At 53.6% G+C, this 20,535-nt stretch carries 15 protein-coding genes and 2 pseudogenes; 10 read left to right on the forward strand and 7 right to left on the reverse strand.

The window, feature by feature from the left end; genetic code table 11:
• The first annotated feature begins 77 nt into the window (after window positions 1-77).
• Both ACLJQD_RS08600 and ACLJQD_RS08605 read left to right on the forward strand, forming a co-directional pair.
• Window positions 78-1,670: an ABC-F family ATPase gene (locus tag ACLJQD_RS08600; RefSeq protein WP_000961479.1), complete on the forward strand. Its 1,593-nt coding sequence runs from the start codon at window positions 78-80 to the stop codon at window positions 1,668-1,670.
• 547 nt (window positions 1,671-2,217) lie between these two features.
• Window positions 2,218-2,961 carry a DUF4261 domain-containing protein gene (locus ACLJQD_RS08605; RefSeq protein WP_010988985.1) on the forward strand — a complete coding sequence of 248 codons (744 nt, stop codon included), beginning with the start codon at window positions 2,218-2,220 and terminating at the stop codon, window positions 2,959-2,961.
• A 28-nt stretch (window positions 2,962-2,989) separates the two neighbouring features.
• Here the strand turns inward: ACLJQD_RS08605 and ACLJQD_RS08610 are convergent.
• Window positions 2,990-3,718 (reverse strand): annotated as a pseudogene (locus ACLJQD_RS08610) (Cof-type HAD-IIB family hydrolase); the annotation flags it as partial.
• Here ACLJQD_RS08610 and ACLJQD_RS08615 point away from each other — a divergent pair.
• Window positions 3,700-3,792: pseudogene (locus ACLJQD_RS08615) on the forward strand (hypothetical protein); the annotation flags it as partial. The pseudogenes ACLJQD_RS08610 and ACLJQD_RS08615 overlap by 19 nt on opposite strands.
• Window positions 3,793-3,913: 121 nt before the next feature.
• On the opposite strand, the gene ACLJQD_RS08620 reads toward ACLJQD_RS08615, so the two are convergent.
• Window positions 3,914-5,179, reverse strand: a complete 1,266-nt coding sequence (locus ACLJQD_RS08620) for a DUF1479 domain-containing protein (RefSeq protein ID WP_017441942.1) — start codon at window positions 5,177-5,179, stop codon at window positions 3,914-3,916.
• 261 nt (window positions 5,180-5,440) lie between these two features.
• On the opposite strand from ACLJQD_RS08620, the gene ACLJQD_RS08625 reads away from it, so the two are divergent.
• The gene (locus tag ACLJQD_RS08625) at window positions 5,441-6,250 is read left to right on the forward strand and encodes a Cof-type HAD-IIB family hydrolase (RefSeq protein WP_000217910.1); all 810 of its coding nucleotides are present in this window, start codon (window positions 5,441-5,443) and stop codon (window positions 6,248-6,250) included.
• 77 nt (window positions 6,251-6,327) lie between these two features.
• On the opposite strand, the gene ACLJQD_RS08630 is transcribed toward ACLJQD_RS08625, so the two are convergent.
• The 4 genes from ACLJQD_RS08630 to moeA form a co-directional block, all read right to left on the reverse strand.
• Window positions 6,328-8,760: a glycyl radical protein gene (locus ACLJQD_RS08630; protein ID WP_000192667.1), complete on the reverse strand. Its 2,433-nt coding sequence runs from the start codon at window positions 8,758-8,760 to the stop codon at window positions 6,328-6,330.
• A gap of 5 nt (window positions 8,761-8,765) precedes the next feature.
• Complete coding sequence (locus ACLJQD_RS08635) at window positions 8,766-9,665, reverse strand: glycyl-radical enzyme activating protein (RefSeq protein WP_000576954.1); 900 nt, start codon at window positions 9,663-9,665, stop codon at window positions 8,766-8,768.
• A 277-nt stretch (window positions 9,666-9,942) separates the two neighbouring features.
• Window positions 9,943-10,692, reverse strand: coding sequence for a molybdopterin-synthase adenylyltransferase MoeB (gene moeB / locus ACLJQD_RS08640; RefSeq protein ID WP_000829280.1), 750 nt, complete (start codon window positions 10,690-10,692; stop codon window positions 9,943-9,945).
• A complete protein-coding gene (moeA, locus tag ACLJQD_RS08645) occupies window positions 10,692-11,927 on the reverse strand; it encodes a molybdopterin molybdotransferase MoeA (protein ID WP_000395800.1) in 1,236 nt (411 codons plus the stop codon). The genes moeB and moeA overlap by 1 nt, the downstream gene beginning before the upstream one ends.
• Before the next feature lie 202 nt (window positions 11,928-12,129).
• Here moeA and iaaA point away from each other — a divergent pair, with 202 nt between their 5' ends.
• From iaaA to gsiD, 5 genes are read left to right on the forward strand one after another with little or no spacing between them, the layout of a single operon-like run.
• On the forward strand, window positions 12,130-13,071 hold the full coding sequence (iaaA, locus tag ACLJQD_RS08650; RefSeq protein ID WP_001030503.1) for a beta-aspartyl-peptidase: 942 nt from the start codon (window positions 12,130-12,132) through the stop codon (window positions 13,069-13,071).
• 10 nt (window positions 13,072-13,081) lie between these two features.
• Window positions 13,082-14,953 (forward strand): glutathione ABC transporter ATP-binding protein GsiA, encoded by a 1,872-nt coding sequence (gsiA, locus tag ACLJQD_RS08655; protein WP_017441943.1) that lies wholly within the window; start codon window positions 13,082-13,084, stop codon window positions 14,951-14,953.
• Between the two features lie 32 nt (window positions 14,954-14,985).
• Window positions 14,986-16,524, forward strand: coding sequence for a glutathione ABC transporter substrate-binding protein GsiB (gene gsiB, locus ACLJQD_RS08660; RefSeq protein ID WP_017441944.1), 1,539 nt, complete (start codon window positions 14,986-14,988; stop codon window positions 16,522-16,524).
• Window positions 16,525-16,584: 60 nt separating this feature from the next.
• Window positions 16,585-17,505, forward strand: coding sequence for a glutathione ABC transporter permease GsiC (gsiC, locus tag ACLJQD_RS08665; RefSeq protein WP_000936067.1), 921 nt, complete (start codon window positions 16,585-16,587; stop codon window positions 17,503-17,505).
• Between the two features lie 2 nt (window positions 17,506-17,507).
• Window positions 17,508-18,419 carry a glutathione ABC transporter permease GsiD gene (gsiD, locus tag ACLJQD_RS08670; RefSeq protein WP_001628718.1) on the forward strand — a complete coding sequence of 304 codons (912 nt, stop codon included), beginning with the start codon at window positions 17,508-17,510 and terminating at the stop codon, window positions 18,417-18,419.
• 90 nt (window positions 18,420-18,509) lie between these two features.
• Here the strand turns inward: gsiD and rimO are convergent, their stop codons facing one another.
• Window positions 18,510-19,835 carry a 30S ribosomal protein S12 methylthiotransferase RimO gene (gene rimO / locus ACLJQD_RS08675; protein WP_000073317.1) on the reverse strand — a complete coding sequence of 442 codons (1,326 nt, stop codon included), beginning with the start codon at window positions 19,833-19,835 and terminating at the stop codon, window positions 18,510-18,512.
• A 230-nt stretch (window positions 19,836-20,065) separates the two neighbouring features.
• On the opposite strand from rimO, the gene bssR reads away from it, so the two are divergent.
• Window positions 20,066-20,449, forward strand: coding sequence for a biofilm formation regulator BssR (gene bssR / locus ACLJQD_RS08680; RefSeq protein WP_000259651.1), 384 nt, complete (start codon window positions 20,066-20,068; stop codon window positions 20,447-20,449).
• Window positions 20,450-20,535 lie beyond the last annotated feature (86 nt).

The following is a 20,535-nucleotide window of genomic DNA, read 5'->3' on the forward strand; positions in this document are numbered from 1 at the left end:
CTTTGTACAGGGCGCGATCTTATTTCAGACTTGTGGCATAATAAGCGGTTTGTCACATCTTTTTTCAGGATAAGCCTGTGTTAGTTTCCAGCAACGTTACCATGCAGTTCGGCAGTAAGCCGCTGTTCGAAAACATTTCCGTCAAATTTGGCGGCGGCAACCGTTACGGCCTGATCGGCGCCAACGGTAGCGGAAAGTCCACTTTTATGAAAATCCTCGGCGGCGACCTGGAGCCGACGCTGGGCAATGTTTCCCTCGATCCGAATGAGCGCATCGGTAAGCTGCGTCAGGACCAGTTCGCTTTTGAAACATTCACCGTACTTGATACTGTCATTATGGGGCATGGCGAACTGTGGGAAGTCAAGCAGGAGCGCGACCGTATCTACGCCTTGCCGGAAATGAGCGAAGAAGACGGCTATAAAGTCGCCGATCTGGAAGTAAAATACGGCGAGATGGACGGTTATTCCGCTGAGGCGCGCGCGGGCGAACTGCTGTTGGGGGTGGGTATCCCGCTGGAGCAGCATTACGGTCTGATGAGTGAAGTCGCGCCAGGCTGGAAATTGCGTGTGCTGCTGGCGCAGGCGTTATTCTCTAATCCGGACATCCTGTTGCTCGACGAACCGACCAACAACCTGGATATTGATACTATCCGTTGGCTGGAGCAGGTGCTGAACGAGCGCGATAGCACGATGATCATCATTTCGCACGACCGTCACTTCCTGAACATGGTTTGTACGCATATGGCGGATCTGGATTACGGCGACTTGCGCGTCTATCCGGGTAACTATGATGAGTATATGACGGCGGCGACCCAGGCGCGTGAACGTCTGTTGGCCGATAATGCGAAGAAAAAAGCGCAAATTGCCGAGCTGCAATCTTTTGTTAGCCGTTTTAGCGCCAATGCCTCTAAATCGCGTCAGGCAACGTCGCGCGCGCGGCAGATTGATAAAATCAAGCTGGAAGAGGTGAAAGCCTCCAGCCGTCAGAACCCGTTCATCCGTTTTGAGCAGGATAAAAAACTGTTCCGTAACGCTCTGGAAGTGGAAGCGTTGACGAAAGGTTTTGATAACGGTCCGCTGTTTAAAAATGTCAATTTGCTGCTCGAAGTCGGCGAGAAGCTGGCGGTACTCGGCACCAATGGCGTGGGTAAATCTACGCTGCTGAAGACGCTGGTTGGCGATCTGGACGCCGATCACGGCACCGTTAAATGGTCGGAAAACGCGCGTATTGGTTACTACGCGCAGGACCACGAATATGAATTCGAAAATGACCTGACGGTGTTTGAATGGATGAGTCAGTGGAAGCAGGAAGGCGACGACGAGCAGGCAGTGCGCAGTATTCTGGGCCGCCTGCTATTTAGCCAGGATGATATCAAAAAGCCTGCGAAAGTCCTCTCCGGTGGCGAGAAGGGCCGTATGCTGTTCGGCAAACTGATGATGCAAAAGCCGAATATCCTGATCATGGACGAACCGACTAACCACCTGGATATGGAGTCGATCGAATCGCTGAATATGGCGCTGGAGCTGTATCAGGGCACGCTGATCTTTGTTTCGCACGACCGTGAGTTCGTCAGCTCGCTGGCAACCCGCGTCATTGAAATTACGCCGGAGCGCGTGGTGGACTTCAGCGGCAACTACGACGATTATTTGCGTAGTAAAGGGATCGAGTAAGTTATTGTCTGTAACCCCGATAGTGTCGGGGTTACAGAATGTTAACAAGGTAATTTTTATTTTTTCCGAATGCAATGTGAAAATTATATATACTCTTAGAGCCTATCCCATTAGGGCTATTTTACTTGCCATTTTGGACCTGGGCAGTGCTCAAAATCCTCACGTACTACGTGTACGCTCCGGTTTTTGCGCGCTGTCCGTGTCCAAACTGGCTGCGCCAATAACGCCTGGTGGGATAGGCTCTTAATATTCTATTTTAAAATTAAATGAAAGAAGAGGAACTATCATAAAAATTGCGAATATATTTTGTGGTAAACATATTGTAATGTTATTTTCTTTATAAGAATTCAAGTGCTATTTTATATTCCTTTATTGTTCAACAAAAGGAATGAATATGAGCATTTTGGAACGCTTTTTTGGCCGTAAAGAAAAAAACTCATCTAATATACAAGGTGTTTTAGTAGCGAATGCTGAAATTGATAACCCACTAAGTTTAGTTGTTGTATTTGATACTCTCCCGGAAAATAATTCAAAAGAACTCACCCGCTTGTTGCGTAATTATCATTCCAGTATGAAACAGGCAACGTGTGAACTTGTCCCTGAACTGGATTTTTTTGGTTTAGCAGGATGGGGTAAGCATGTAATATCGATGGTTGGATTTAAAACGCCTTACCCTCAGGAATCAATCGAACAATGCGTCGCGCCAGCTCATTATCCCCAGGAAGTAAAAGAGCAAGTACGGGCAACCAGTGCAAATATTATTTTATATTATAAGGGGTATGATACTTCACCTTTAGAGCAATATGTTGCGTTGGCTGTGGTTGCAGGTGCATTAAGTAACATGGGGGCTGTCGCTGTATTAAATGAATCGGCTCACACTTCATTACCTGCGGGGGTATTTAAATCTCAGGAGTTGGGTAAGCATAGTCTGGAGATGTTGCGTGAAGGTTTCCCGCTGACCTCTCTATTTTGTGGATTTGTGAAATATGAAGTTGAGGATATCGAAGGCGTATGGATGCGTACCTATGGTGCTGATTGCTTTGGGCTACCAGATTTCGCAGCACACGCACAAGGCCATCACGAAGGGCAAAAATATTCTGATATTTTCAATAATGTTCTGCGTTACCTGCTTGAAAGTGGAGCAGAAATGGCTGCCGGGCATACCATGCAAGTCGGTAAAACGACATTTATGAAACTGCGCGATCCCCTTGACGATGAATATTACTTACAGGGGCCTGGAACCACATTAGTGGTTGAACTGATTGAAGAAGATGAGTGTAATGCTCATTGAGAAATCGGGGCAATTGCCCCGACTCTCGTTAAAGTGTAAACGGCACCTTATTTTCCAGCACCGCCTGAATCACATTCAGTGCGCCTTCATGCTTATTATTATCGGTAGCGTAACGGGCGATTTGTTTAATGTTTTCTGCGGCATTGTCCATCGCAAAGGAATAACGCGCCATTTTAAGCATCTCTGCGTCATTGCCGCTGTCGCCAATCGCTACCATATTTTGTGGCGACAGATCCCTGCGTTTCAGTAACCGCGAAATACCGTTTGCTTTATGCAGGCCGGGAATAATCAGATCGATAAAGCCAAAACCACTTGTGACGGGCTTCATAATGCCATCGAGCGTAACGTGTAGTTTGTCGATCACTAACGGGATTTGTTCATCCGGTAGGTTGAGCGAAAACTTGAACAGTACGTCATCAATCTCCTGATAATCTTTTACAGGTTTCAGGCGATGGTAGTGTTTTGCCATCAGGGTAACGAATGCTTCTGGCGCATTTTCGCTGACATATGCACTTTGCAGACCGCAGGCGACAAAATTAAGTTGCTTATCTTTCAGCAACTCGCCAATAACAATCCGCGATTCATGTCAGGTCAGTTCGCCGTGGAACAGTTGCTTGCCATGTTCGTAAACCAGTGCGCCGTTTTCCGCGACAAAAGAGATCTCATCCTTTAGCTCAGGAAAGAGCGAAATAAGCTGGTAATACTGATTACCGCTGGTGACAACGAACTCAATGCCGCGCTTTTTCAGTTCATGAAATTACGCCGGAGCGCGTGGTGGACTTCAGCGGCAGCTACGACGATTATTTGCGTAGTAAAGGGATTGAAAGCTAAACACTGACGCCCGGTGGCGTTGTGTTTACTGGGCCTACGTATCCTGGCGCGTAGGTCCGGTAAGACGGGTGCGCCCAGACAAAGGGCACACCGCAGTTAAGCGGGCAGGGCGGTACGACCGTCAAATGTCCATACCTAATGCCCGCTTGCCGTGAATATTCAGATCGCGCAGCGTGAAGCGCCCTTCCCAGGTGGTTTCATAGTCCTCGCGCGGGAAATCGCCCGGTGATGCGCCTGTCTCCAGCGCCGCTTTCACCTTACGCGCATAGGCCAGGTTTTTCTCACACATTGGCGCGGCAGGAATGTACATCACATTGCCCCAGCCCTGCTGATTTTCTACGGGGGCGACGGAGTGGATGACATCGCAATGCCACCACACGGAATCCCCGGCTTCCAGTGGCGGAATGCTGGTTAACGCCGCCATCAGTAAAGGATGCCACTGTTCAGAAATCGGTAGCACCCGGCCCGGCGCGACGCCGCATAATTCATCTTCCGGGACATCATCCAGCAGCGGGCGCAGCAGAATATACGCCATCGCCTCCGGGATAGGGACGACATGAAGCAACCCCTGACCGGGCAGCATATCGGAGAGCGCGGTCCAGCCCTGGAAGGTGCGAAATACCGAGCATTTGGTGGTGTTATCCACCGTATACTCTTCAACTTCGGTACGGTGCGCCGCATTCCACGGATCGTACTGCTCGACGTTGCCGTTAAACACGCTGGCGAATACCTGCTGATAGGCTGGCAGCAGCCAGCGTTCCAGCGCGCCGGAGTCGGTATGCGCTCCCAGTCCTTTGGATGTGGTGCCCGGCGGGCGGCGACGGATGCGATCCGGGTAAATGATGCTGATCTCCGGATTAAACCATCGCTTGCCGTCGTGCTCTACCTGCCACAGACGGTTGAGGAACGACTGCGCCAGCGCCATCTCTTCACTTTGGCGGGCCTGCATTTGCGCCTGCGACCAGTAGACAGGATAGATTTCAGGCCGGGAGGCGCTCAGCGTACCGAAAAAATTATCCCCCGGTCCTTTATACACCTCGTCAAAATGGTTCTTGTCCAGATAGTCGAGCATCGACTGGTCCCATGCCAGCGCCTGTTCGCGTGGAAAATGACCTTTAATCACCGCGCACCCGCGGCGCTTAACCTCGGCGCGGGTGGCATCGCTAATGTTGCCCATCGCCAGTTCGCTAAAAGGGATAATTGGCCATACCGGCTGTCCCTGCGCCTTCAGATCGTTAATTTCCGCCACCCGGGCTGCTATGGTGGCGCTCAAACGGTCGAACACCGCCTGTACGTCGCCGATTTGCGCGCGTAGCGCCTGCTTCATCTGACGAATGGCCGCTTTTGGGTCGGCGGGCAGCGTTTCGTGGGTAAAAGGAGTTGTCATATCAACCTCATCATCTTTCGTTCGAAAGTAAAATTAGTTACATGTGATACTTTAAGTTAAAATAAGGTTAATGCAAGTTTAAAATATTGCAGGGGCGCACAAAGAGGGAAGCGAGAGGAAAACGTAAGGTGGCCAGGACGCCTTAATGTCTTATGCGGCTATTCCTTTCGTTCAGCTACTTTTCATTCGAAATAAATTTGTGGTTCTGCTCACATTGTTATTAAAATGTTTCTGGTCGCAGTTACAGCCAGGAGCTTAAGTATGACCGTTAACGTTGTCGTTACCGATATGGACGGCACTTTTCTCGACGATGCCAAGCAGTACGATCGTGTACGCTTCATGGCGCAATACCAGGAACTGAAAAAACGTAATATCGAATTTGTGGTCGCCAGCGGTAATCAGTACTACCAGTTGATCTCCTTCTTCCCCGAGCTGAAAGACGAAATTTCCTTTGTCGCAGAAAATGGCGCGCTGGTGTATGAACATGGCAAGCAGTTGTTTCACGGGGAGCTAACCCGGCATGAATCGCGGATTGTGATTGGCGAACTGCTGAAGGATAAGCAGCTTAACTTCGTCGCCTGCGGTCTGAAAAGCGCTTATGTCAGCAAAAACGCTCCCGAGACTTTCGTGGCGCTGATGGCCAAACATTATCATCGCCTGCAGCCGGTAAATGATTATCACGACATTGACGATATCCTGTTTAAGTTCTCCCTGAATTTGCCCGATGAACAAATTCCGCTGGTTATCGACAAACTGCATGTATCTCTGGATGGCATCATGAAGCCCGTCACCAGCGGCTTCGGTTTTATCGACCTGATTATCCCGGGACTGCATAAAGCGAATGGCATCAGTCGTCTGTTAAAGCGCTGGAACAGGTCGCCACAGAATGTCGTCGCCATTGGCGACAGCGGTAATGATGCGGAAATGTTGAAAATGGCGCATTACTCTTTTGCCATGGGCAATGCCGCAGACAATATCAAAGCGCTTTCACGTTATCACACTGATGATAATAACCATCAAGGCGCGCTCAACGTCATTCAGGCCGTGCTTGACGGCACCGATCCCTTCTGATTAACAGGCCTGCGTAGGCCTGTTAAACGTAGCGCCATCAGGCAGTTCGGACATATTGCCGATGGCGCCAGGGAAAATTACAGCATATGTTCGGTACGGGCGATGATATCGTCCTGCGCATCCGGCGACAGCGCGGTGAAGAAGGCGGAGTAGCCTGCCACACGCACGACCAGATCGCGGTACTGGTCCGGATGTTTTTTCGCATCCAGCAGCGTTTCGCGTGACACGATGTTGTACTGAATATGCCAGCCTTTATGCACCTCAAAGAACGTCCGTAGCAGAACCATCAGTTTCTGTTTGTCGGATTCGTTTTCCAGCGTCGTTGGGTTCAGTTTCTGGTTGAGCAGCACGCCGCCGAGAATGGAACCGGTAGGTAATTTGCCTACGGAACCAATCACCGCCGTCGGGCCGAGATGATCCGTACCTGATGCAGGGCTTGCGCCTTCCGCCAGCGGCGTATGCGCTTTGCGGCCATCCGGGGTTGCCATAGTCGCGGCGCCAAATGGCACGTTTGCTGAGATAGAGGACGTACCGGCGTAATAGTTGCCGCCCACAGGGCCACGACCGTAGCGCGGGTTATGGTACTGCTTCAGCTCATCAATATAGGTCTGATAAGCGCGAGCCAGCAGGGTATCGACACTGTCATCGTCGTTACCGTACTTCGGCGCGCCGTTAATCAGACGCTGGCGCAACTGCTCGTGAGTCAGCCCGTCAAAGTCATCGGCCAGCGCGGCGGCAAGCTGCTGTTGACCGATAACGCCCTGTTCGAAGACCAGTTTTTTCACGGCGGCGAGGCTGTTGCCCAGGTTGGCGATACCGACCTGAAGACCGGATACCCAGTCATATTTAGCGCCGCCTTGCTTGATACTCTTCGCGCGTTCAATACAGTCGTCTACCAGCGCTGAGCAGAGAATATCGTGGACGTTCTCTTCCAACATGGTGTCGACCACATACTCAATTTCGATCGATTTGCGCGTGTAGTAGCGAATTTGGGTATCCCAGGCGGCCATCACTTCGTCAAAATTGTTAAAGTTGCCTGCGGAGAGCGCCTTTTCCTGCGGCAGAAATACCTTGCCGCTGGTGGCGTCGCGACCGCCTTCCAGCGCCGCCAGCATGACGCGGGCGAAGTTAATAAAGCTCATGCCGGTGCAGCGATAACCCCATTTCCCGCCGACGGCGGTTTCGATACAGCCGATCGCCGCATAATCGTAAGCGTCCTGCGGTTCGATCCCCAACTTGATAAATTCCGGGATGACGATTTCATCATTGTTAAACGCCGGCATCCCAAAGCCGCAGCGGATGACCTGGACGCAGGCGTCAAGGAAATCGTTACTCATTCCGGCGTGATAACGCACACTGAGGTTGGGCTGGGTAGAACGCAAACGTCCGCAGGACTCCAGAATGGCGTAAGACAGCGGATTCACTGCGTCCACTGGCTGACCGTTGATGAGATTCTGACCGCCAATGGTGACGTTTTGATACAGCGGGCTGCCTGCGGAAGCTTTAGAGTGCGAACCGGAGCGGATCTTGTTGACTTCCAGCAGTTTCAGCCAGCAGCTGTGCAGCAGTTCAATGGCGTGCTCACGATCCAGCGTCTGGTTTAGTTCGACATCGCGACGATAATAGGGGTAAAGATACTGGTCCATACGACCAAATGACACCGAGTGCCCGTTAGACTCAATTTGTAGAATCAGTTGGATGAAGTAGCACAATTGCAGTGCTTGCCAGAAGGTCTGCGGCGGTTGGTGGGCGATCACCTCGCAGTTTTCGGCGATGGTAAGTAGCTCTTTACGACGGCTTTCACGGGACTCTTCGCCTGCCATCTGGCGCGCCAGCGCGGCAAAGCGCGTGATGTGCTGGCTTACCGCGTCCAGCACAATATCAATCGCCTTCAGGAACTGCTCGCCATGCAGATCTTCCAGCACGGTCAGGTTGATGCGTGAGCGGCGCTCGGCGACTTTATCGCGCAGGCCATCAAGCCCTTTTTCCAGCAGCAGCGGGAAGTTCACCGCCAGGTGCGCGTCACCGGAAGTCATATTGCCTTCGGCTTTGATAATGCCAGTCGCCAGAAGCCCTTTTTGTTCATCGGTAAACATGCCGTAGCAGCGATCCTGGACGGTTTGACCGCGCCACCACGGACAGACGTCGTGCAGAATACGTTTGTTTTCTTCACTTACGGAAAAACCTGCGCCGGGCCGGTCCGCCAGGTCGTCGATCTCTTTTTCAATCCACGAGACGGTATATTCCGGGAAAATCGGCGCGGCGCGGACTTCACTTGCCTGGTTGCCGACGATCAGTTCATCGTGTTTTATCCAGATAGTGCGTTCCGCCAGGTGATGGGCCAGCGCCAGCGCGCGGCGTACCGGAATCGGTTTATCCAGATGCTGCTGGTACATTTCGGTATAATGCTGCGCGCGTTCGGTACAGACCGGCGGTTTCACGATATGTACCAGCGCGGTTTTGTGCGCCTTAATGCGGTCACTGAGCGTGTCCAGTTTCAGTTGGGTCATGATAATTATCCTCGTAGGGTCGCGGTTAAACCTTTTTGGCAGGCGTACTTCTGGGCAAAATCAAGTAACGCCGGCGCATCCAGTGGTTTATCCGGGGCATGATAGGGCTGACTGAGTAAGTGGTATTTATTGATGCCCAGCGTGTGGTAGGGCAGAAAATGAATTTCCCCGACGTGCAGTTCGTCGGCGGCAAAGTCGGTAATGGCTTTAATGGTCTCCTCATCGGCATTAAATCCCTGAATCAGCGGGACGCGAATCACCATTTTTTTGCCCGCGGCGGCGAGTTTCCTGAGATTTTCCAGCACCCGCGAGGCGCTGCCATCGGTCCACTGCTTAAACGGCCCGTCGGCGACATGTTTCAAATCAGCCAGAAACAGATCGATATAAGGCAGTGAGGGCGCAATGTATTTCCATGGGACATGCAGACAGGTCTCAACCGCAGTATGAATACCGGCGTCATGGCTGGCTTTAAACAGCTCTGCCGCCAGTTCCGGCTGCATAAACGGTTCGCCGCCGGAAAGCGTAAGACCGCCGCCGCTGCGATCGTAAAAAGGTTTATCGCGCAGTACCGTCGCCATGATCTCATCTACGCTTTTTATTTCGCCGCACACGGTTAACGCCTGTGTGGGGCAGCAATGCGCCAGGACGGAAAAATGGGCGTCGGTCAGTTTTTCGCGATGGATGAGCAGGCCGTTTAGCGCGCGCTCAATGACGTCCGGCGCGGCTTGCGCGCACAGGTCGCATCCTTCGAGACACAGCCGCGCGTCGTATAACAGATCCTGAGCGCGGGCGCGGCTTTCCGGGTTCTGGCACCAGCGACAGCCCAACGAACAGCCTTTGAGAAATACTACGGTACGGATACCGGGGCCATCGTGGGTAGAATAGCGCTGAATATTGAAGATCATAAACGGCCCCTCTTATTTCATATAAAGATTAAATTACTTTCGAATGAAAGTTATCTTGATGTGCGTCAACGAATGGAGAGGTTCTGACAAAGAGGCGTTAAATGAGGTACAACATCACGGTTTGAGGTTGTGGTATGGCGTTTAAGATGATGCCGCGCTGCTTGAGCCGATCGTCAGTCGGAGCTTGGGTAAGCTGGCTTTGCGTCTGATGACAGTAATTATCTGTTGATACAGCACGGCCATAAACCGTGCTTCGGTATGTTTATCCGTAAAGTGGCTACTGTCCGCAGACTTCACAGCCGGGGTTGCGCATTAACTTCATTTCGCGGAACTGACAGGTCATCGCATCGTACATGACGATTTTTCCGCTAGCGGGCTGACCGTAATGCGCCAGCAGCTTAATGGCCTCCATTGCCTGTAGCGAACCGATCACGCCAATCAGCGGCGCCATCACCCCTGCCTCTACGCAGGTCAGAGCGTTTTCGCCAAACAGACGGCTCAGGCAGCGGTAACAGGGTTCGTTTTCCCGATACGTAAAGACGGTAACTTGTCCTTCCATACGAATTGCCGCGCCGGAGATTAGCGGCACTTTCGCGGTATAGCACCCGGCGTTAAGTTGATTACGTACGCTAACGTTATCGGTACAGTCCAGTACCAGCGAATGCCCGGCAATCAGGCTGGTCATGGCGTCGTCGTCCAGCCGCGCGTTAACGGGCGTAATGGTAATATGCGGGTTGATTCGCGCCAGCGCGTCGCGGGCGGACTCTACCTTTGGCTGCCCGACCGTGGCGTCGCTGTGCAAGGTTTGACGCTGGAGATTGGAAACGGAAACGGTATCAAAATCGAGTAGCGTCAGTTGCCCGACGCCAGCGCCGGCCAGATACTGCGTTGCCGCGCAGCCGAGTCCGCCCAGCCCGACCACTAATACCCGCGCATCTTTTAACGCTTCCTGCCCTTCAAAATCGAAGCCGCGCAGAATAATTTGTCGGTTATAGCGCAGCATCTCCTGGTCGCTAAGTTCCGCCATTACAGGCCTCCGAACAGAGCATTAAACGGCTCGACTTCCACCCATTCTCCCGGCTCAACATTGCCGCGTTCACGCTCCAGCACAATAAAGCAGTTGCCCAGACTAAACGAGCTGAAAATATGTGAACCCTGGTGCCCGGTGGTCGTGACCTCCAGTTCGCCGTTGGCGCTACGTTGCAGGATGCCGCGCTGGAAATCGAGACGTCCCGGCGTTTTCTTCAGGCGAGATGCTGTGCGTACACGCTGGCGCGGCGGTACAGCGCTTGCCGTGTTGCCGCCAAGCTTCGCCAGTAAAGGCTGAACCAGTTGATAAAAAGTGAGCGCCGCAGAGACTGGATTCCCCGGCAGGCCACAGAACCAGCTATTACTGAGTTTGCCGAAGGCAAACGGTTTGCCTGGCTTGATAGCCAGCTTCCAGAAGGCGATTTCGCCCAACTCCTCAAGGATGGTTTTGGTATAGTCCGCTTCACCAACCGAGACGCCGCCGGAGCTTATCACTACATCGGCCTGGCTGTCGGCGTCGATAAACGCGGCGCGGAGCTTACCAGGATCGTCAGGAATAATGCCTAAATTGATCACTTCGCAGCCAAGCTGTTGCAGCATCAAATGTATGGTTAAACGGTTAGTGTCATAAATTTGTCCCGCCTCCAGCGGCTGGCCCGGAAGCTGGAGCTCGTCGCCGGTCGAGAACAGCGCTACGCGCACTTTACGTACAACCTGCGCATCGGCAATTCCCAGCGACGCCAGCACCGGCAGTTCGGCAGTAGTCAGGCGCGTACCGGCCGGAAAGACCACCGCATCCTGGCGAATATCCTCGCCGCGGCGGCGGATGTTTTGTCCGCAACGAACATCGGCGGTAAAACGCACGCCGTCATCGGTTTGTTCCGTCTGCTCTTGCATAACTACCGCCTCGCAACCTGTCGGCACCGGGGCGCCGGTCATAATGCGAATGCAGGTGCCCGCAGGCCACTCTCCCTGGTAAGGCTGACCGGCAAATGCTTTGCCGGCGACGGGCAGCGGCTTATCGGCAGACAAATCCGCCACGCGTACCGCATAACCATCCATAGCTGAATTATCAAAGCCGGGGACATCAAGGGGAGATACGATATCGGTCGCCAGGATGCGGCCAAAGCAGTTCACCAGCGGCAACGTTTCTACGGCGGTGAGCGGGGTAATACGTGAAAGCATCTGGGTCAGCGCCGTTTCAAGCGGCATCAATCCGGCGGAAAATTCCATGAACATACTCCTGCGAGGCAAAATCGAATCCGGCTATTATGTCAGAAAACAGTGGCGGGCAGTATGCTACCTCGGTCTTAGAGACAGCCTTGCGCCTTTACATACCTTACGCATCTTTCTATATTCAAAAATCGAATGAATAACTCACAACAATTCTGATAGTTATAGTAAAAGTTGTGTGCCACCGTAATGGACCCTAAAAATGAATAAAGCAGTGATTGCGATTCACGGCGGCGCAGGCGCGATTGCTCGCGCGCAAATGAGCCATGAGCAGGAGCTACGCTATATCCAGGCGTTGTCAGAGATTGTTGAAAGCGGGCAAAAGATGCTGGAAGCGGGTGACAGCGCGCTTGATGTAGTGACGGAAGCGGTGCGCCTGCTGGAAGCGTGTCCGCTCTTCAATGCGGGTATCGGCGCGGTCTATACCCGAGACGGGACTCATGAACTGGATGCCTGCGTGATGGACGGCAATACCCTGAAAGCCGGAGCCGTCGCGGGCGTGAGTCATGTTCGCCATCCTGTGCTCGCCGCCAGACTGGTGATGGAGCGCAGCCCGCATGTACTCATGGTGGGGGAAGGGGCGGAAAACTTTGCCTTTTCACAGGGGATGGCGCGCGTTTCGCCGGATATCTTTTCCACCCCGGCGCGTTACGAGCAATTGCTGGCGGCGCGTGCGGCGGGCGAAATGGCGCTCGATCACAGCGGCGCGCCGCTGGACGAAACGAAAAAAATGGGTACAGTCGGCGCGGTGGCGCGGGATAAATTCGGCAATCTGGCGGCGGCAACGTCTACCGGCGGGATGACCAATAAATTGCCCGGGCGCGTCGGTGACAGCCCGCTGGTCGGCGCCGGGTGTTATGCCAACAACGCCAGCGTCGCCGTTTCCTGTACCGGAACGGGAGAGGTCTTTATTCGCACGCTCGCGGCTTACGATATCGCCGCATTGATGGAATATGGCGGACTCAGCCTTGCCGACGCCTGTGAGCGCGTGGTGATGGAAAAATTACCGGCGCTGGGCGGCAGCGGTGGATTAATCGCCGTTGATCACGAAGGTAATGTCGCGTTGCCGTTTAACAGCGAAGGGATGTATCGCGCCTGGGGATATGCCGGGGATACGCCTACCACAGGAATTTACCGGGAATAAGGAGCCGCAGGTGCCGCACAGCGATGAACTGGATAGCCGCGATGTTCTGTCCGTCAGTGGCCTGAATATCGCGTTTCACCACGAAGGGCAACAGGTAGACGCCGTGCGTAATGTGTCATTACGCCTGAAGCGTGGAGAGACTCTGGCGATTGTCGGCGAGTCGGGATCGGGAAAATCGGTGACGGCGCTGGCGTTAATGCGGCTGATTGAGCAGTCGGGCGCGAACGTGCGCTGCGGCGAAATGCTGTTGCGTCGGCGTAATCGCCAGGTGATTGAGCTGTCTGAGCAGAGTGACGCGCAGATGCGGCGTGTGCGCGGCGCGGATATCGCCATGATTTTCCAGGAGCCAATGACCTCGCTCAACCCGGTATTTACCGTTGGCGAGCAAATTGCCGAATCTATTCGTTTGCATCAGGGCGCCAGCCACGAAGAGGCGCTGGCGGAAGCGAAACGTATGCTCGATCAGGTACGGATCCCGGAGTCGCAGGCGTTTTTATCGCGTTATCCGCATCAGCTTTCCGGCGGGATGCGCCAGCGAGTCATGATCGCGATGGCGCTATCCTGTCGTCCGGCGGTATTGATTGCCGATGAACCCACCACGGCGCTGGATGTCACTATCCAGGCGCAAATTCTGCAACTTATCAAAGTGTTGCAGCAAGAGATGTCGATGGGCGTGATTTTTATCACCCACGACATGGGCGTCGTGGCGGATATCGCCGATCGCGTGCTGGTGATGTATCAGGGCGAGGCCGTGGAAACCGGCAGCGTAGAGCAGATTTTCCATGCGCCGACGCATCCTTATACCCAAACGTTACTGGCGGCCGTCCCTCAGCTTGGCGCGATGCGCGGCCACTCGCTGCCACGCCGTTTCCCGTTGATTTCCGCTGACGAACCGGCCCTTTATGAATCGCAGATTGAGCAAGACACGGTGGTGGAAGGCGAACCTATTCTCCAGGTTCGGGGGCTGGTGGCGCGATTCCCGCTGCGTAGCGGTCTCTTTAACCGTATTACGCGTGAAGTTCATGCCGTCGAGAATATCAGTTTCGATCTCTGGCCCGGCGAAACGCTATCGCTGGTGGGCGAGTCCGGTAGCGGAAAATCGACGACCGGACGCGCGCTGTTGCGGTTGGTTGAATCCCGGCAGGGGGAGATTATCTTTAACGGCCAGCGCATTGACACGCTGTCTGCGGGTAAACTCCAGCCGTTGCGCCGCGATATTCAGTGTATTTTCCAGGACCCTTACGCCTCGCTCGACCCGCGCCAGACCGTGGGGTATTCCATTATGGAACCTTTACGGATTCATGGTCTGGGGCAGGGGGACGCTGCGGCAAAGCGCGTGGCCTGGCTGCTTGAGCGTGTCGGATTACGTCCTGAACATGCCTGGCGTTATCCGCACGAGTTTTCCGGCGGTCAACGTCAGCGCATCTGCATTGCTCGCGCGCTGGCATTGAATCCTAAAGTGATTATTGCTGATGAGGCGGTCTCCGCGCTGGATGTTTCCGTTCGCGGACAGATCATTAATTTACTGCTCGATTTACAACGGGAAATGGGGATCGCCTACCTGTTTATTTCGCATGATATGGCGGTCGTGGAGCGAATTAGCCATCGCGTGGCGGTGATGTATCTTGGTCAAATTGTTGAAATGGGGCCGCGGCGCGCCGTTTTTGAAAATCCGCAGCATCCTTATACGCGTAAATTGATGGCGGCGGTGCCGGTTGCTGATCCCTCCAGACACCGGCCGCGGCGCGTTCTGCTATCAGATGATATACCCAGCAATATTCATAAACGTGGCGAAGAGACGCCCGCCGTTTCATTACAGTTGGTCGGGCCGGGACATTATGTTGCGCGGCCGCTGCAGGATAATGCGCTCTCGCGCTTATAACATTCAGACTGGCAGGGTTTCAGGAGAACAACATGACGCAATTTATTACGCATAAATGGCTGGCGGCGCTGGGACTGGCCTCATCCATTGCGGCTTTTCCGGCCCTGGCGGCCAAAGATGTGGTGGTGGCGGTAGGGTCTAATTTCACCACGCTCGATCCGTATGACGCCAACGATACGCTCTCGCAGGCGGTGGCGAAGTCATTTTATCAGGGGCTGTTTGGCCTGGATAAAGACATGAAGGTAAAAAACGTCCTGGCGAAAGGCTATACCGTTTCTGATGACGGTCTGACCTACACCATTACCCTACGACAGGGGGTGAAATTTCAGGACGGCGCGGATTTTGATGCGGCGGCGGTGAAAGCGAATCTCGATCGCGCCAGCAATCCGGATAACCACCTCAAGCGTTATAACCTGTATAAAAATATCGCAAAAACGGAGGTTGTCGACCCGGCAACGGTAAAAATTACCCTGAAACAGCCGTTCTCCGCTTTCATTAATATTCTGGCGCACCCGGCGACGGCGATGATCTCGCCGCAAGCGCTGGAAAAATATGGCAAGGATATTGGTTTTCATCCGGTCGGTACCGGTCCATACCAGCTTGAAACCTGGAATCAGACCGACTTTGTCAAAGTGAAAAAGTTCGCCGGTTACTGGCAGCAGGGCTTACCCAAGCTGGATTCTATTACCTGGCGTCCGGTTACTGACAACAATACCCGCGCGGCGATGCTGCAAACCGGCGAAGCGCAATTTGCTTTTCCTATCCCTTATGAGCAGGCCGCGTTACTGGCGAAAAATAAAAACCTCGAACTGGTCGCCAGCCCGTCCATTATGCAGCGTTATATCAGTATGAATGTGACGCAGAAACCGTTTGATAATCCTAAGGTGCGTGAGGCGTTGAATTACGCTATCAATCGTCAGGCGCTGGTTAAAGTGGCGTTTGCCGGATACGCCACGCCGGCGACGGGCGTGGTGCCGCCGTCGATAGCCTATGCGCAAAGCTATCAGCCGTGGCCCTATGATCCGGCTAAAGCGCGCGAACTGTTGAAAGAGGCGGGGTATCCAGACGGTTTCAGTACCACACTGTGGTCATCGCACAACCATAGCACCGCGCAAAAAGTGTTGCAGTTTACCCAACAGCAACTGGCGCAGATTGGCATTAAAGCCCGGATAACCGCGATGGACGCCGGCCAGCGCGCCGCGGAAGTTGAGGGCAAAGGGCAAAAAGAGAGCGGCGTGCGAATGTTCTATACCGGCTGGTCGGCGTCGACGGGCGAAGCTGACTGGGCGTTATCGCCGCTCTTCACATCACAAAACTGGCCGCCGACGCAGTTTAATACCGCTTTTTACAGCAACAAGCAGGTCGACAGCGATTTGGCGGCGGCCTTAAAGACCAACGATCCGCAGGAGAAAACACGATTGTACAAAGAGGCGCAGGATATTATCTGGAAAGAGTCGCCCTGGATACCGTTGGTGGTGGAGAAATTGGTTTCTGCGCACAGTAAAAATTTGACCGGTTTCTGGATTATGCCGGATACCGGTTTCAGCTTTGACGATGCGGATTTGAAGTAAGTAATGCGATGGGGCTGGATGGCGCGCGCGTTGTCCGCCATCCGGTAAAAGGTTCGTGTAATGCTTAACTATGTTCTCAAGCGCCTGCTGGGATTAATTCCTACGCTGTTGATTGTGGCAGTGCTGGTGTTTTTATTTGTTCATTTGTTGCCCGGCGACCCGGCGCGGCTGATAGCCGGACCGGAAGCCGACGCGCAGGTGATCGCGCTGGTTCGTCAGCAGCTGGGGCTTGATCAGCCGCTTCATGTCCAGTTTTGGCGTTACATCACCCATGTTTTACAAGGCGATTTCGGTACGTCAATGGTTTCCCGCCGCCCGGTTTCTGAGGAGATCGCCAGCCGCTTTTTGCCGACGCTGTGGCTGACGATAACCAGTATGATATGGGCGGTGCTGTTTGGCATGGCGATCGGCATCGCCGCCGCCGTGTGGCGTAATCGCTGGCCTGACCGGTTAGGAATGACGCTTGCCGTGACCGGCATTTCTTTTCCGGCTTTTGCGCTGGGAATGTTGTTAATGCAGATTTTTTCCGTGGATCTGGGCTGGCTACCGACCGTGGGGGCGGATAGCTGGCAACATTATATTTTACCCTCCCTGACGCTTGGCGCGGCGGTGGCATCCGTCATGGCGCGTTTTACGCGCTCCTCGTTTGTCGATGTCCTGAGCGAGGATTACATGAGGACCGCGCGGGCGAAAGGCGTCAGTGAAACGTGGGTGGTGTTAAAACATGGCCTGCGCAATGCAATGATCCCGGTCGTCACCATGATGGGACTGCAATTTGGCTTTCTGCTTGGCGGCTCGATCGTCGTTGAAAAAGTGTTTAACTGGCCGGGGCTTGGGCGATTACTGGTCGACTCCGTCGACATGCGCGACTACCCCGTGATTCAGGCAGAAGTGCTGCTGTTTTCTCTGGAATTTATTCTTATCAACTTAGTGGTGGATGTCCTCTATGCCGCCATTAATCCGGCTATCAGGTATAAGTAAGGATGCGATTATTTAACTGGCGCCGTCAGGCGATTTTACATGCTATGCCGGTGGTAAAACCCGACCAGATACGCACGCCGTGGCGGGAGTTCTGGCGTCGTTTTCGCCGCCAGCATGTCGCGTTGGTCGCCGGGGGATTCGTACTGGTGTTAATTCTGGTGGCGATTTTTGCCCGTTGGCTGACGCCCTACGATGCGGAAAACTATTTTGACTACGATAGCCTGAACAATGGCCCCTCTTTGCAGCACTGGTTTGGCGTTGACTCGCTGGGAAGAGACATCTTTAGCCGGGTTCTCGTTGGGGCGCAGATCTCACTGGCGGCGGGCGTGTTCGCGGTATTTATCGGCGCGATAATCGGTACGGTGTTGGGATTGCTGGCGGGATATTATGAAGGCTGGTGGGATCGTTTCATTATGCGCATTTGCGATGTGCTGTTCGCCTTCCCCGGCATTTTGCTGGCGATTGCCGTTGTGGCGGTGTTAGGCAGCGGTATTGCTAACGTGATTGTTGCGGTGGCGATTTTCTCTATTCCGGCGTTTGCTCGTCTGGTGCGCGGAAATACTTTGGTCTTAAAACAGCAGACGTTTATTGAGTCTGCCCGCAGTATCGGCGCCAGCGACACGACGATTTTGTTTAGCCATATCTTGCCGGGAACGGTCTCGTCAATTGTGGTTTTCTTTACGATGCGTATCGGTACGTCAATTATTTCCGCGGCAAGCCTGTCATTTCTCGGATTAGGCGCGCAGCCGCCAACGCCGGAGTGGGGAGCGATGCTCAATGAAGCGCGGGCGGATATGGTCATCGCGCCGCACGTAGCGCTCTTCCCAGCGGTGGCGATTTTCCTGACTGTGCTGGCGTTTAACCTGTTAGGCGACGGGTTGCGCGATGCGCTGGACCCGAAGATTAAGGGGTAAGCCAGCCCGGTGGCGTTGACGCCTGGCGGGCCTGGAACGGCCTCGTCAGGCGGGATAACACATCCGGCACCCGCGCCGGGGGAGGTGGCGTTAAACCCGACTGCCCCACAAATCATATTCGTCGGCGTTTTCCACTTTCACGCGCACGATATCGCCCGGCTTGACGTTGGTTTCGCCGTTCAAATAGACCGCGCCGTCAATTTCCGGCGCATCCGCCATGCTACGCCCGATAGCGCCTTCTTCGTCAACCTCATCGACGATCACCAGAATTTCGCGGCCCACTTTTTCCTGCAAGCGCTCAGCGGAGATTTGCTGTTGCAGTTGCATAAAGCGGTTCCAGCGCTCTTCTTTCACCTCTTCCGGCACCTGATCCGGCAGCTCATTCGCGCCTGCGCCTTCCACCGGGCTGTACTTGAAGCAGCCTACACGATCGAGGCGCGCCTCTTTCAGGAAGTCGAGCAGCATCTGGAAGTCTTCTTCCGTTTCGCCGGGGAAGCCGACAATAAAGGTGGAGCGTAGGGTCAGTTCCGGGCAGATTTCGCGCCACTGCTTAATGCGCGCCAGCTGGCGGTCAACGGAACCAGGACGTTTCATCAGTTTAAGAATCCGCGGGCTGGCATGTTGCAGCGGAATGTCCAGATAAGGCAGGATTTTGCCTTCCGCCATTAGCGGAATCACATCATCAACGTGTGGGTAGGGGTAGACGTAGTGCAGACGTGTCCAGACGCCCAGTTTTGATAACTGCTCGCACAGGCTCACCATACTGGTTTTCACCGGTTCGCCATTATGGAATCCGGTGCGGTGCTTCACATCTACGCCGTAGGCGGAGGTATCTTGCGAAATCACCAGAATCTCTTTGACCCCGGCATCAACCAGACGTTTCGCTTCGCTTAATACGTCGCCAATCGGACGGCTGACCAGATCCCCGCGCATCGACGGGATGATGCAGAACGTGCAGCGGTGATTACAGCCTTCAGAAATTTTCAGATACGCATAATGGCGCGGCGTCAGTTTTACACCCTGTTCCGGTACGAGGCTTAAAAATGGATTGTGCTTCGGCTTCGGTACGTAATGATGTACGTGCTGCAGAACTTGCTCATAGCTATGCGGCCCGGTGATTTCCAGTACTTTCGGATGCACTTCGCGGATCTGATCTTCTTTTGCGCCCAGGCAGCCGGTGACGATTACCTTACCGTTTTCGTTCAGCGCTTCGCCAATGGCTTCCAGCGACTCTTGTACCGCGCTGTCAATAAAGCCACAGGTATTAACGATAACCATATCCGCATCGTCATAGCGTGGCACAACGTCATAGCCTTCGGTACGCAGCTCAGTCAGGATGCGTTCCGAATCAACGAGGTTTTTCGGACAGCCCAGGGAAACGAAGCCGATCTTTGGCTGGTGGGTTACATTACTCATAGCTTAAAAAGTGTTCATTTATTGGAATGGTCAGGGCAGGGATTCTACAGATATCCGAACAAAAATTGTATCGCAATCTCATCAGGAGCGGCGGCATCAACCGTTGTGGTTATCAGCAAAAGGTGAAAAAGGGCAATTCTAAGAAAATTCTTGATCTCTGACACCCCTTTGTCTAAAAAACGACCATACTATTAAGTTGAACCCTGGTAGAAAAGAGGAGGAAAAAAGGTATGGTCGTTGACAGACTGAGAACCGATCTTCTCAACAAGCTGATAAACGCGCGTATCGATCTTGCCGCTTATCTGCAATTGCGAAAAGCGAAGGGGTATATGTCAGTCAGCGAAAGTGACACTCTGCGTGACAATTTTTTTGAACTGAATCGCGAGCTCCACGATCACGCTTTACGGCAGGGACTGCATCTCGATCAGGAAGAGTGGAACGCGCTGCGCCGTGCCGAAGGCGCGCTTGCGGCCGCCGCCGTTTGTTTAATGAGCGGACACCATGATTGTCCGACCTTTATTGCCGTCAACGCAGATAAACTTGAAAACTGTCTGACAACTTTGACGCTGAGTATTCAGAGTCTGAAAGCACATTCACCGCTTACACAGGTCTGAATAAGGGGGAGGCGACTCCCCCTTTTTACCGGACCGCGCCGCTTAATGTTTTGTAAAAATAAACCCGACCTCTTGCGATGCTGACT

Source organism: Salmonella sp. SAL04214, from assembly GCF_046550615.1.
In the GTDB taxonomy this organism is placed as follows: Bacteria; Pseudomonadota; Gammaproteobacteria; order Enterobacterales; family Enterobacteriaceae; genus Salmonella; species Salmonella enterica.